Here is a 12701-nt window from a genome sequence, read left to right as displayed (position 1 = left end):
GAAGGAACATGAGACAGATCGCAATCTACGGCAAAGGCGGCATCGGCAAATCCACCACTACCCAGAACACCGTGGCTGGTCTGGCATCCCTCGGCAAGAAGGTCATGATCGTTGGCTGCGACCCCAAGGCGGACTCTACCCGCCTGATCCTCCACGCCAAGGCCCAGTCCACCGTCATGGACCTGGTGCGCGAACTCGGCACCGTCGAGGACCTGGAGCTTGATGACGTCATGAAGGTCGGCTACGGCGACGTCAAATGCGTCGAGTCCGGCGGACCGGAGCCGGGGGTTGGCTGTGCAGGGCGCGGCGTCATCACCGCCATCAACTTCCTGGAGGAAAACGGCGCCTACACCGAGGACCTCGACTTCGTTTTCTACGACGTCCTGGGCGACGTCGTCTGTGGCGGTTTCGCCATGCCGATCCGTGAAGGGAAAGCGGAAGAGATCTACATCGTGACCTCCGGCGAGATGATGGCCATGTACGCCGCCAACAACATCGCCAAGGGTATCCTGAAGTACGCCTCTTCCGGCAAGGTCCGCCTCGCCGGCCTCATCTGCAACGCAAGGAAGACGGACAAGGAGTTCGAACTGATCTCGGCTCTGGCCGCAAAACTCGGCACCCAGATGATCCACTTCGTGCCCCGCGACAACCAGGTGCAGCGCGCCGAGTTGCGCAGGATGACCGTCATCGAGTACTCCCCTGAGCATCCCCAGGCACAGGAATACCGCACCCTGGCACAGAAGATTTACGACAACAAGATGCTGGTAGTCCCGACTCCGCTGGAGATGGAGGAACTGGAAGAACTGCTGATGGAGTTCGGCATCATGGAAGCCGAGGACGAGTCTATCGTGGGCGTGGCCGAGGCGGCAGCAGTTTAATTTTCTGCAGGGGCGGAATCGGCAGCCGCCCCTGAAAAGGAGCCTTATATGTCTGAAGCACCCGTAAAGAAGGTAGCAGGGATCACCAAGGAATCTACCCAGGCCATGATCGATCACGCCATGGAGATTTATCCGGATAAGGCCAAGAAGAAGAGGGCGCCGCACCTGGCTCCCAACGAAGGGGAGGGGGCCTGCGTCAAGAGTAACCGCAAGACCGTTCCCGGCATCATGAGCGCACGCGGCTGCGCCTATGCAGGAGCCAAAGGGGTGGTCTGGGGGCCGATCCGCGACATGGTACACGTCTCCCACGGCCCGGTCGGCTGCGGCTGGTACTCCTGGGGCACACGTCGCAACCTCGTCACCGGAGTGAACGGCGTCAGCCAGTTCGCAATGCAGTTCACCTCCGACTTCCAGGAAAAGGACATCGTCTATGGGGGCGACAAGAAGCTGAAGACGCTTCTTAACGAGGCGCACGAGCTCTTTCCGCTCGCCAAGGGGATCTCGGTACTCTCCGAATGCCCGGTAGGCCTCATCGGCGACGACATCAACTCGGTAGCCAAGATCGCCTCCGAGGAGCTGCAGATCCCGGTCATCCCCTGCAACTGCGAGGGTTTCCGCGGCGTGTCGCAGTCGCTTGGGCACCACATCTCCAACGACACCATCCGCGACCACATCATCGGCACCCGCGAGTTCGCCGAGCCGGAATCCCCGTACGACATCGCCCTCATCGGCGACTACAACATCGGCGGCGACGTCTGGAGCGTTAAACCTCTGCTTGAGGAAATAGGTCTCAACGTCAAGGCGGTCTGGACCGGCGATGGCGAGCTGGAGAAGATCGCGGCGACCCACAAGGTGAAGCTGAACCTGATCCACTGCTACCGCTCCATGAACTACATGTGCCGCGTGATGGAAGAAAAATACGGCATCCCCTGGCTCGAATTCAACTTCTTCGGCCCCACCAAGATCCGCGAAAGCCTGAGGAAGATCGCCGAGTACTTCGACGACACCATCAAGGAGAAGGTGGAGGCGGCCATCGCCAAGTACGACCCGATCATGCAGGCGGTGATCGACGAGTACCGTCCGCGTCTGGAGGGTAAGAAGGTGATGCTCTACGTCGGTGGCCTGCGCCCCCGCCACACCGTGAACGCCTACGCGGACCTCGGGATGGTGGTGGTCGGTTCCGGTTACGAATTCGCCCACGGTGACGACTACGAGAGGACCTCGGTGGAGATGCCGGAAGCCACCGTCATCTACGACGACGCCTCCGAGCACGAGCTTGAGCAGTTTGTAGACGAGCTGCGTCCCGACCTGGTCGGCTCCGGCATCAAAGAGAAGTACCTGTTCCAGAAGATGGGCATCCCGTTCCGCCAGATGCATTCCTGGGATTACTCAGGCCCATACCACGCCTACAACGGCTTCCCGATTTTCGCCCGCGACGTCGATATGGCCGTCAACAGCCCGACCTGGAAGCTCGTGAAGGCGCCGTTTTAGAGCAGATTTAGACAAAGATAAAGATTTAAAGCAAGAGGACAGTGCCTGTTTATGACTTCTTTATCTCGATCTTAATCTCAATCTGACTTACCGCCGTGCGACGGATTAGTCGCCGGCCTAAAGGAGCATAACCATGACTGCAGAAGCTGCCGTGAAATACGTCACCGAGATACCCGAAGAGGAAGTGAAACGGGTTTCCGCGTGGATCAATACCGAGGAGTACAAGGAAAAGAACTTCGCCCGCCAGGCACTGGTTATCAACCCGCCGCACGCCTGCCAGCCGCTGGGTGCAGAGCTCGCCGCGCACGGCTTCGAGGGGACGCTCCCCTTCGTGCACGGCTCGCAAGGGTGCGCCTCGTACTACCGCTCCACCTTCAACCGCCACTTCCGCGAGCCGGCTCCGGCCGTGTCCGACTCCATGACCGAGGACGGCGCGGTGTTCGGGGGACAGAACAACCTGCACGAGGCACTGGAGAACGCCTACACCATCTACAAGCCCAAGATGATGGCGGTCTTCACCTCCTGCATGCCGGAGGTCATCGGCGACGACCTGACCGCGTTCATCAAGAACGCGAGGAACAAGGGGATCGTGCCGCAGGACTACCCGCTCCCCTACGCCAACACCCCGAGCTTCAACGGCTCCCACGTTCACGGCTACGACTCGATGCTGCTCTCCATCCTGCAGACGCTGACCGAAGACAGGAAAGTCGAGGGGCGCTGCACCGGGAAGCTGAACCTGATCCCGGGCTTTGACTGCAACACCGGCAACTACCGCGAGTACAAGAGGATCCTCAAGGAATTCGGCATCCCCTACACGCTGCTCGCCGATATTTCCGAGACCTTCGATTCGCCCCTGGACGGCACCTACCGTCCCTATCCGGGAGGCACCAAGCTGGAGGACGCGGCGGATTCCATCAACGGCAAGGCGACGCTGACCGTAGCCCCCTTCGCCAGCGCCAAGACCTTCAGCTGGATCAAGGACAACTACTCCGGCATCCACGCATCCCTGCCGACACCGTTCGGCGTCGCCAAGACCGATGCCCTGCTGCTGAAGCTGTCCGAGCTGTTCGGCAAGCCGGTGCCGGAGTCGTTGAAGGCCGAGCGCGGCAACGCCGTCGACGCCATGACCGACGCGCACCAGTACATCCACGGCAAGAAGTTCGCCCTCTACGGCGACCCGGATTACCTGCTGGGCTACGTTTCCTTCCTGTTGGAGATGGGCGCCAGACCGCACCACATCCTCTGCAGCAAGGGGACCAAGAAGGTTGAGAAAGAGATTCAGGCGCTACTGGACGCGTCCCCGGACGGCAAGGGGTGCAAGATCTACATGGGCAAGGATCTCTGGCACATGAGAAGCCTGCTGATGACCGACCCTGTGGACGCCATGATCGGCGACACCCACGGCAAGTTCGCCGCACGCGACGCCAAGATCCCGCTGTTCCGTTTCGGCTTCCCGGTCTTCGACCGCGTCAACCTGCACCGTGCTCCCTTGATCGGCTACCAGGGTGCCATCAACATGCTGACCACCATCTGCAACAAATTCATCGAAGTTCGTGACGAAACCTGCGATGACCGTCACTTCGAGATGATGAGATAACAACCTGAAAACCATTGGCCACGGAGGCAATCTGAGAGAATCGGAGAGAAGCAAAGACTGATAGTTTACCTGTAAAAGTTTTTGGGTTTCTCAGATGTTCTCAGAAGTTCTCCGTGGCTGATGGTTTTACCCCTCGGCCCCACACGAAAAGGAGGCTCCAATGGCGAAGCCGGATTGGTACGACACGACAGATTGCGACACACATGACGCCGGGGCTCCCAAGTTCTGCAAGAAATCCGAACCGGGCGAGGGGACGGAACGAAGCTGCGCCTACGACGGCGCGCGCGTCGTCCTCATGCCCATCACCGACGTGATTCACCTGGTGCACGGTCCCATCGCCTGCGCCGGGAACTCCTGGGACAACCGCGGGGCCCGCTCCTCCGACTCCCAGATCTACCGCCGCGGCTTCACCACGGAGATGCTGCAAAACGACGTGATCTTCGGCGGCGAGAAAAAGCTGTACCGCGCCATCCAGGAACTGGCCGGGCGCTACCCGGAGGCGAAAGCGATCTTCGTCTATGCCACCTGCGTAACCTCCATGACCGGCGACGATATCGAGACCGTCTGCAAGGCCGCCGCTGACAAGGTGAGCGTCCCGGTCATCCCGGTCAATACGCCGGGTTTCATCGGTGACAAGAACATCGGCAACCGCCTGGCGGGCGAGACCCTCTTCAAATACGTGATCGGGACCGCCGAGCCCGAGTACACCACGGACTACGACATCAACCTGATCGGCGAGTACAACATTGCCGGGGATCTTTGGGGGATGCTGCCGCTCTTCGATCAGCTTGGCATCCGGGTTCTCTCCTGCATCAGCGGCGACTCGAAGTTCGAGGACCTCCGTTACGCGCACCGCGCCAAGTTGAACGTCATCGTCTGCTCCAAGAGCCTCACCAACCTCGCCAAGAAGATGCAGAAGAACTACGGCATCCCATACCTTGAGGAATCCTTTTACGGTATGACCGACGTGGCCAAGGCCTTGCGTGACATAGCGCGCGAACTCGATGACCGGGTCAACGGCCTGGAGAAAAGGGTGATGCAGGACCGGGTGGAGCAACTGATCGAGGAACGCGAGGCCGCCTGCCGCGCCGAACTTGCTCCCTACCGCGCCCGGCTGGAAGGGAAGCGGGCGGTGCTCTTTACCGGCGGAGTGAAGACCTGGTCCATGGTCAATGCCCTGGCCGAACTGGGAGTCGAGATCCTCGCCGCCGGTACCCAGAATTCCACCCTGGAAGACTTCTACCGCATGAAGGCTTTGATGCACGAGGATGCCTCCATCATCACCGACACCAGCACCGCCGGTCTTCTCTCCGTGATGTACGACAAGCTCCCCGACCTGATCGTGGCGGGAGGCAAGACCAAGTACCTTGCGTTGAAGACCAAGACTCCGTTTTTGGACATCAACCACGGCCGTTCGCATCCCTACGCCGGATACGCCGGCATGGTCACCTTCGCCAAACAGCTCGACTTGACGGTGAACAACCCGATCTGGCCGGCTCTCAACGGCAAGGCGCCCTGGGAGAAGGATGCTGCAGGGTTGGAAACGGACCTTGCCCTCAGTACGGGACACGCGGCCCGCCTGGCCGCCATGGACATGAAGGAATCGCGGGTCAAAGTGCCGACCAAAAACGCGACCGTGAACCCGCAGAAGAACTCCCCGGCGCTGGGGGCTACGCTTGCGTACCTCGGCATCGACGGGATGCTCGGGCTTTTGCACGGCGCGCAGGGATGCTCCACCTTCATCAGGTTGCAGCTTTCCCGGCATTTCAAGGAATCCATCGCGCTCAACTCGACCAGCATGAGTGAGGACGCCGCCATCTTCGGCGGCTGGGAGAATGTGAAGGCAGGCCTGAACCGGGTCATGGAGAAATTCAAGCCGGCCGTGGTAGGGGTGATGACCACAGGCCTGACCGAAACCATGGGGGACGACGTCAGAAGCGCCATCGTGCAGTTTCGTGAAGCGCACCCCGAGCATGCCGATATTCCCGTGATTCACGCGTCCACCCCGGATTACTGTGGCTCGATGCAGGAGGGGTATGCCGCGGCGGTAGAAGCGATCGTTGCCACCGTTCCGCAAGACGGTATCGCAATACCTACACAGGTAAATATCTTGCCCGGGTGCCACTTAACTCCTGCAGAGGTGGAAGAAATCTCGGAAATATGCCGTGCATTCGGTCTCGATCCGCTGGTGGTACCCGACATCTCCAACGCACTGGATGGCCATATCGATGCCACCGTTTCGGCCTTGTCCATTGGAGGGATCAGCGTCGAGAGGATCAAGGCGGCGGGCAGCAGTGTGGCCACCCTGTACTTCGGCGATTCGCTGGCCGACGCCGCCGGCATCCTCGAAGAGAGGTTCGGCATCCCCAGTTACGGATTCATGTCGATAACAGGCCTCATGGAATCCGATCTTTTGATGACCACGCTCTCGGCGGTGTCCGGACGGCCGACGCCGGAGAAGTTCAGGCGTTGGAGAAGCCGCCTCATGGACGCCATGGTCGATTGCCACTACCAGTTCGGGCAGAAGAAGGTCGCTCTGGCGCTGGAGGCCGATCACCTGAAGGGGATGACCACGTTCCTCGCCAGTCTCGGCTGCGATATCCACGTCGCCATCGCGGCAACCAGGACCCGCGGACTTGACTTGTTGCCGGTCGAGAATCTCTTCGTCGGGGATCTCGAAGACCTCGAGCAGACGGCGGCCGGGGCGGATCTGCTGGTGGCCAATTCCAACGGCCGCCAGGCCGCGAAGAAGTTGGGCATCGGCGCACACCTGCGCACCGGCATGCCGGTGTTCGACCGGCTCGGCGCGCACCACAAAATGTGGGTCGGCTACCAAGGGACGCTCAACCTGATATTCGAGCTGGCCAACATCTTCCAGGCCAACGCCAAGGAAGCGCAGAAGCTGGCGCACAACTAGTAGACAGATCTAGACCAAGATAAAGACTAAGGAAGTACGGCTTTACTAAATCTTTATCCTGATCTCAATCTGCATTTAAGGAGACCGAGCTATGAAGATCGCTTTTACCAGCAAGACAGGCGACACCATCGATATGCACTTCGGCCAGGCGGATTCGTTCCACATCTGGGAGGTGGGGCCGGACGAGGCACATTACGTCCAGACCCTCTCCGTCGGTGAGCACGGCAGTGACGAGGAAGACCGCATCGCCGCGCGAGCGAACCTTCTCTCCGAGTGCGCCATCGTCTATACCATGCAGATCGGCGGTCCGGCTGCGGCAAAGCTGGTGGCCAAGCGGATCCACCCGATGAAGACCAACGTCGAGGTGGGGCTGAAGGAGTCCATCGAGAAGATGCAGGAGGTGCTGCGTGGCAACCCGCCGCCGTGGCTGCGTAAGGCGATGAACAAGGACAACGTGAGCTCGTTCCTCGAAGAGGACTAGTCTCCCCCTACCTAACCCTTACCCTCCGGGGAGGGGACAAGGCCGGCAAAGCGCGCGACATATTCATTCAATGCATTAACTGTCGACTGACAACTACATAACAAAAGGAGATTCATCATGGCTTACATCACAGGCTTGACCAAGAGCAAGAAAGAGTGGACCCCCGAATTCATCGTCGCCATTGACGACGAGACCTGCATAGGCTGCGGCCGCTGCTACAAGGTCTGTGCCCACGACGTGCTGAGCTTTGAAGAGGTAGACGAGGACGATTCGGCGAAGATGTTTATGAAGGTGGAGAATCCCGGCAACTGTATCGGCTGCGGTGCCTGCGGCCGGACCTGCTCCAAGAAGTGCTTCAGCTTTGCCCCGATAGAGGCGTAAGAACCGTAACTCCATTCCCTTGGTTCGTTCCGGGGTATCGGGAAAATTGCGCGCGGACTCCTCCCTCCCGCAAGGTGAGGGGGGAGTTTGATGGAGGTTTACCATGCTTTTCGCTGTAGCATCCAAAGATGGCAAAGAGGTCAACCAGCACTTCGGGCACGTCGAGCGTTTTCTTATCTACCGGGTGGAGGACGATGAGGTGACCTTCCTGGAGGAGCGGCCTGTGGAGAAATACTGCCGTTTCGATCCGGACCATCCGCTGCGCGCCCACACGCTCAAAGACACCGCCGACGCCCTCACAGGCTGCCGTGCTGTGGTCTGTTCGATGATCGGGGAAGCTCCGAGGATGGAACTCGACCGTCTGGGGGTAGAACCGTATGTAGTCGAAGGCGAGATCGAGCCGATCTTGAAGGATCTCGCCAAGGTACTGTAGATGCTGGCCGTGCATTTTTTCTCTCAATCTGAGTCTTAATCTCAATCTGATTTAGTGGTGATTCAATGGAGAATTCATTCAACCACTGCAACCTCCCACCTTGGGTCATCGCTTCCCGCCATTTCAACGACAACCCACAGCTCTTGGAGATCCAGGGCGTGCGTGCCGTGAACCGGTTCCTGTTCGAAAAACTGGACGGCATCGCGTCGCATGAGGAACGCGCCTCGGTCTTTAACGACTACATGTCCGTCAAGTTCCAGTTGCACCAATGGCAGCAGGAAACCGCTACCGCCCGCAAGAGTCTCAAAAACAGCTACCTGCGTTTTCTACGGGGCTGGATGATGGACTCGAACTCGGTGGAGGGGGCGGTGCTGAAGGGGTGGGTCGAGAGCAGGATGGGGCTGGCGCCCACCTTTCACAACGTGCGCATCACGGGAATCCACGACGAAAATTACCTTCAATACGCGGTGGACCGTACCAAGGGGAGCGCCCGCACTTCGGCGATCAATTCCCAACTCGACCTCCTCTACGAATACTCCCAGTACGAGCTTACCAAGAGGTACCCCGACCGGAAGCACCTCACCCTGTACCGCGGCACCTTCGACCGTTCCGAATATGATGTCCTGGAGACCATATCGAAGCGGGAGGAGATCGTGCGCCTCAACAACCTCAACTCGTTCACGACGGACGAGGAGCGCGCCTGGGAGTTCGGCTTCGTCGTGTGGCAGGTGCAAGTTCCACTGGCGAAGGTGTTCTTCTACAGCGAGCTGTTGCCCAACTCCATCCTGAAGGGTGAGGGAGAATGCCTCGTAATCGGCGGAGAGTACCGGGTCAAGCGGCTCATGTGCACGGTTTAGGTTCGTTCCAACTCACCGATAGGACAGCCCGACTCGTCTGTCGCGAGTGATAGGTCATCATTGGCGACTGACGATTCATTAATCGCGGCAGTAAAAATCATCAATTCCTGCACATAAGTTATGTATCGCGATTCAGAAGTTATCAACCGCGAGTCACAACATCTCAATCGCGATTCAGGTTTTATTGACCGCGATTTACATCTTCTGGAGACCGATTCATAACTTCTGAAGAGCTATTCATAACTTATGGAGAGCGAGTTACATCTTCTGGAGACCGATTCATAACTTCTAAAGAGCGATTCATAACTTCTGAAGAGCGGTTCAGAACTTCTGCAGAGCGGTTCAGAACTTCTGAAGAGCGAGTTACAACTTCTGGAGAGCGAGTTACAACTTCTGGAGGGCTGTTCATAACTTCTAAACAGCGATTCACAACTTCTGAAGAGCGATATATAAGTTATAAATCCCGGTAGAGAAGTTATCTATCGCGATAAACAAGTTGTCGACCGCGATAGACGTGTTATCTGACCGGGCACACGATCCGTCTCTGCGCTCTCCGTGGTCACCGTCCATCCTGCAACAAAGGCGACAAGCGGACCAAGCGTTCGGCAAGATCTGAGACCTCGGCAGCCATCTCCTTTGCCAGTTTTTTCCTCCATCGGACTGGTATGCCCTCTTCTCCATAATAGGCACCAGCAAGGGCGCCTGCTATGGCGCCAGTCGTGTCCGCATCGCCACCCTGGTTGACGGTCTCGATGACGCACCCTTCAAAAGAGCGCGACCGGAAGAAACAGTGAAAGACGGTTTGCATGGTGTCCACCACGTAGCCCGTGGCCAGGCCTTTGTACGGATCAAATGAAAAGGAAGGGTGCAGGGAGATGAGTTGGTCCGCCTCCCTGCGCAGTTGCAGCATGGAGCGCCCTGTAAGCGCCAAATGCAGCAGTCGACCAAGGTATATGGAGGCCGCATCGGAGTAGGGATGGTTGTGGGTTAGATGGGCCTGTTCGAGAGTCAAGCGCTCCAGTAACAGATCGTCGCCAACGGTGCAGAGAGCGACGGGCAGCGTCCGCATGGCGGCACCGTTGCCGCCGTCCCATTCGTTGGGGGGAGTCTCCAACATCCCGTGCAGCATATAATTCCTGATGCCGCGCCGGCAGGTGTCACCGACGTCGATGGGCTTTGACTTAAGCCATCCCGCGAGGTGCTCAGCCGCCGCCTTCAGGTTCCATCCCCCCGCCCCGACGGTTGCCCGCGCCAGGCAAAGAGACATCTCGGTATCATCGGTGACCTGCCCGGGTTTCAACCTGAGCCAGCCGCCTCCGACCATCTCCTTCAGGACACCGTACTTGTCCTTTATCTCGCCGCGGGTCATGAACTCGACCGGAGCCCCAAGCGCATCGCCAGCCGCGAGGCCGAGGAAGGCTCCCCGGGCCCGACTGATAACGTCTCTATGTGCGGATGGACTGGGCATAGCCACGATGCTGCAATATCCAATCCGTTGTTCCGGACGATTCGATGAGCCTCACAGGAACGCTTGGTTCGCCGGCCTTTGCAGTGTGAACACCAGACCCGAAGATGTTGGGGGGGCTGCCGCGACGTTAGGCAATGCCCAAAAAATAGACGAGAGCCGGTGGCGTGAGGCAGAAAAATCATTAAAAGTAACAGGCGAGCCAGCAGCGCTTATGTCGTTTCCTCTGTAGTGCGAACAGCCCACCCGTTAAAACAGCGATACTCCCCTAACCAGCCTATTCTGCATACTTTTCCATCCATGCTTTCTCCAGGCAGCTATCAGCCGGTACTGCCCCACAATATCGTAGACAGCACCGTACCATGTCTATGGCACGCTAAATGCTCATAGGTGGCAAAGGTACAACGAAGTATCTGACAGTGACGGCAACGATGCCCGGCGGATAGATCTCCGACCGGGCATTTTCTTTTTCAGGCCAGGCCTGAACGGGTCAAGGAGGATACCATGGCAACCTCGTGCGAGAAGATGAAGAAGATCCAGGGGCATCCCTGCTTCGGTGGCAACCACCACAAAAACGGCAGGATGCATCTGGCGGTGGCCCCGAGGTGCAACATCAAGTGCGGCTACTGCACCAGGCGCCACGATTGCGCCAACGAGTCGCGGCCGGGCGTGACCAGTCGGTTGCTTTCGCCAGAGGAGGCGATCATCAGGGTGCGGGAGGTTATGGCAAGCCCGGTCACCGGTCCCATCATCAAGGTCATCGGCATTGCAGGCCCCGGCGATCCCCTCTTCAACGACGAGACCTTCGAGACCTTCCAGTTGGTGGACCAGGAGTTTCCGGAACTGATCAAGTGCATGAGCACCAACGGCCTCCTTTTGCCGGACAAGATGCCGATCCTCAAGGCGCTTGGGCTGCATAGCCTGACCGTGACACTGAACACGCTCGACCCGGTCATCGGCGGAAAAATCTACTCCTACGTGCACTATCGGGGCACGACCTACAGCGGCACCGAGGCGGGGGAGATCCTGGTGCGCAACCAGCTGGAAGGGATCCGCATGGCGGCGGAACTGGGGATGACCATAAAAATCAACACCGTGCTGATCCCCGGAGTCAACGACGCCCAGATACCGCTCATCTCGAAACAGGTCAAGGAGTTGGGCGCATTCGTGATGAACATCATGCCGCTCATCCCGCAGGCGGACTTCGCCCACATCGCGCCCCCCTCGGCGGAGTGCCTGGACGCGTTGCGCCGCGACAACGAGAAGACGATAGGGCAATTCAAGCATTGCAAGCAGTGCCGCGCCGACGCGGTTGGACTGATCGGCGAGAATCTGCAACTCGCGGTTGCAACGGTTGACTGACATGCCGACCCCGTTTGTCAGCTCCGACGTTAACCCGTTCCTCAGGCTGGCCCTGGAGGAGGGGTGGGTCTGCGGGCAATGGGAGATGGACTTCCTGCTGCGGACTTTCCCACAAGGCTGTCTGGTGCAGCGCGCCGGCGGCGAGACGTTGGGGTACATCACCTCGCTACGCCACGACAAAAGCGGCTGGATCGGAAACCTCCTGGTCTCCCCCGATGCGCGCAGGGGTGGTATCGGCACAGAGTTGATGCAGGGAGCTTTGCACGCGCTGGTCGATGCGGGTGTGGAAACTGTTTGGCTGACGGCTTCGGCGAAGGGGGTCGAGCTATACAGGAAACTCGGCTTTGTGCCTATCGACAGCATCAACCGTTGGGCGGGTGAGGGGAGTGGTGCTCTGGATCAGTGTCGTTCCGCCCCTTGCCATTGGGAAATGATCACCCAGGTGGACAGCGCCGGGTGGGGCGACCATCGTGGTGCGCTCTTGCAGGTAACCTTCGGCCGGGGTCAAGTCATCTGCGGCAACAACTCGTTCGTCTGCCTGCAGCAATGGCCGCATGGTACGCAACTCGGCCCATGGGGCGCACTTTTCGAAGGGCAGGCGGCGGCGCTGCTTGATGAGGCCCTCGCTGTGGCGGCCAGATCCGTGTTCCTCGACGTCCCCGCAGGCAACCTGACGGCTGCAGCGTTACTCACCCGCAAAGGGTTTTCCATCAAGGGGAGCAACACCCTCATGTACTTTGGCGCGCGGCCTAAATATGCACCACAGAAGGTATTTGCCCTCGCCAGCATGGGGAGTATGGGATAAGCAGGCGAGATCAAGGCAGCAAGATACTCCGGTA

General features: G+C 59.0%; 11 protein-coding genes. 10 read left to right on the top strand and 1 reads right to left on the bottom strand.

From position 1 onward, the window contains the following. Positions 1–8 precede the first annotated feature (8 nt). From nifH to KOL99_RS13930, 8 genes are all read left to right on the top strand, one after another. On the top strand, positions 9–878 hold the full coding sequence (nifH, locus tag KOL99_RS13965) for a nitrogenase iron protein (RefSeq protein ID WP_216499296.1): 870 nt from the start codon (positions 9–11) through the stop codon (positions 876–878). Between the two features lie 48 nt (positions 879–926). Continuing rightward, on the top strand, positions 927–2369 hold the full coding sequence (gene nifD / locus KOL99_RS13960) for a nitrogenase molybdenum-iron protein alpha chain (protein ID WP_216511060.1): 1443 nt from the start codon (positions 927–929) through the stop codon (positions 2367–2369). A gap of 133 nt (positions 2370–2502) precedes the next feature. Beyond that, entirely contained in the window at positions 2503–3966 is a 1464-nt protein-coding gene (nifK, locus tag KOL99_RS13955) for a nitrogenase molybdenum-iron protein subunit beta (RefSeq protein WP_216511059.1), read from the top strand. A gap of 160 nt (positions 3967–4126) precedes the next feature. Continuing rightward, on the top strand, positions 4127–6883 hold the full coding sequence (locus KOL99_RS13950; RefSeq protein WP_216511058.1) for a bifunctional nitrogenase iron-molybdenum cofactor biosynthesis protein NifEN: 2757 nt from the start codon (positions 4127–4129) through the stop codon (positions 6881–6883). 91 nt (positions 6884–6974) lie between these two features. Beyond that, positions 6975–7364 carry a nitrogen fixation protein NifX gene (nifX, locus tag KOL99_RS13945; protein ID WP_216511057.1) on the top strand — a complete coding sequence of 130 codons (390 nt, stop codon included), beginning with the start codon at positions 6975–6977 and terminating at the stop codon, positions 7362–7364. A gap of 117 nt (positions 7365–7481) precedes the next feature. Beyond that, complete coding sequence (fdxB, locus tag KOL99_RS13940; protein ID WP_216499290.1) at positions 7482–7745, top strand: ferredoxin III, nif-specific; 264 nt, start codon at positions 7482–7484, stop codon at positions 7743–7745. A gap of 103 nt (positions 7746–7848) precedes the next feature. After that, positions 7849–8178 (top strand): NifB/NifX family molybdenum-iron cluster-binding protein, encoded by a 330-nt coding sequence (locus KOL99_RS13935; protein WP_216511056.1) that lies wholly within the window; start codon positions 7849–7851, stop codon positions 8176–8178. A gap of 65 nt (positions 8179–8243) precedes the next feature. Further along, positions 8244–9035, top strand: coding sequence for an NAD(+)--dinitrogen-reductase ADP-D-ribosyltransferase (locus KOL99_RS13930; RefSeq protein ID WP_216511055.1), 792 nt, complete (start codon positions 8244–8246; stop codon positions 9033–9035). A gap of 559 nt (positions 9036–9594) precedes the next feature. Here KOL99_RS13930 and draG read toward each other — a convergent pair. Next, on the bottom strand, positions 9595–10503 hold the full coding sequence (gene draG, locus KOL99_RS13925; RefSeq protein WP_216511054.1) for an ADP-ribosyl-[dinitrogen reductase] hydrolase: 909 nt from the start codon (positions 10501–10503) through the stop codon (positions 9595–9597). A 501-nt stretch (positions 10504–11004) separates the two neighbouring features. On the opposite strand from draG, the gene KOL99_RS13920 reads away from it, so the two are divergent. Both KOL99_RS13920 and KOL99_RS13915 read left to right on the top strand, forming a co-directional pair. Continuing rightward, a complete protein-coding gene (locus tag KOL99_RS13920) occupies positions 11005–11862 on the top strand; it encodes a radical SAM protein (protein WP_216511053.1) in 858 nt (285 codons plus the stop codon). 1 nt (position 11863) lies between these two features. Continuing rightward, positions 11864–12667 carry a GNAT family N-acetyltransferase gene (locus KOL99_RS13915; RefSeq protein WP_216511052.1) on the top strand — a complete coding sequence of 268 codons (804 nt, stop codon included), beginning with the start codon at positions 11864–11866 and terminating at the stop codon, positions 12665–12667. Positions 12668–12701 lie beyond the last annotated feature (34 nt).

The sequence above is a fragment of the Geomonas azotofigens genome (assembly GCF_018919395.1).
Lineage (GTDB): Bacteria > Desulfobacterota > Desulfuromonadia > Geobacterales > Geobacteraceae > Geomonas > Geomonas azotofigens.
The sequence above is the reverse complement of the archived record's forward strand: the minus strand, read 5'-3'. Positions and strand labels throughout refer to the sequence as shown.

What these genes read in the sequence shown, in the direction of transcription:
- nifH (WP_216499296.1), top strand. Translation starts at nt 9, where the DNA reads ATGAGACAGATCGCAATCTACGGCAAAGGCGGCATCGGCAAATCCACC.
- nifD (WP_216511060.1), top strand. Translation starts at nt 927, where the DNA reads ATGTCTGAAGCACCCGTAAAGAAGGTAGCAGGGATCACCAAGGAATCT.
- nifK (WP_216511059.1), top strand. Translation starts at nt 2,503, where the DNA reads ATGACTGCAGAAGCTGCCGTGAAATACGTCACCGAGATACCCGAAGAG.
- KOL99_RS13950 (WP_216511058.1), top strand. Translation starts at nt 4,127, where the DNA reads ATGGCGAAGCCGGATTGGTACGACACGACAGATTGCGACACACATGAC.
- nifX (WP_216511057.1), top strand. Translation starts at nt 6,975, where the DNA reads ATGAAGATCGCTTTTACCAGCAAGACAGGCGACACCATCGATATGCAC.
- fdxB (WP_216499290.1), top strand. Translation starts at nt 7,482, where the DNA reads ATGGCTTACATCACAGGCTTGACCAAGAGCAAGAAAGAGTGGACCCCC.
- KOL99_RS13935 (WP_216511056.1), top strand. Translation starts at nt 7,849, where the DNA reads ATGCTTTTCGCTGTAGCATCCAAAGATGGCAAAGAGGTCAACCAGCAC.
- KOL99_RS13930 (WP_216511055.1), top strand. Translation starts at nt 8,244, where the DNA reads ATGGAGAATTCATTCAACCACTGCAACCTCCCACCTTGGGTCATCGCT.
- draG (WP_216511054.1), bottom strand. Translation starts at nt 10,503, where the DNA reads ATGCCCAGTCCATCCGCACATAGAGACGTTATCAGTCGGGCCCGGGGA.
- KOL99_RS13920 (WP_216511053.1), top strand. Translation starts at nt 11,005, where the DNA reads ATGGCAACCTCGTGCGAGAAGATGAAGAAGATCCAGGGGCATCCCTGC.
- KOL99_RS13915 (WP_216511052.1), top strand. Translation starts at nt 11,864, where the DNA reads ATGCCGACCCCGTTTGTCAGCTCCGACGTTAACCCGTTCCTCAGGCTG.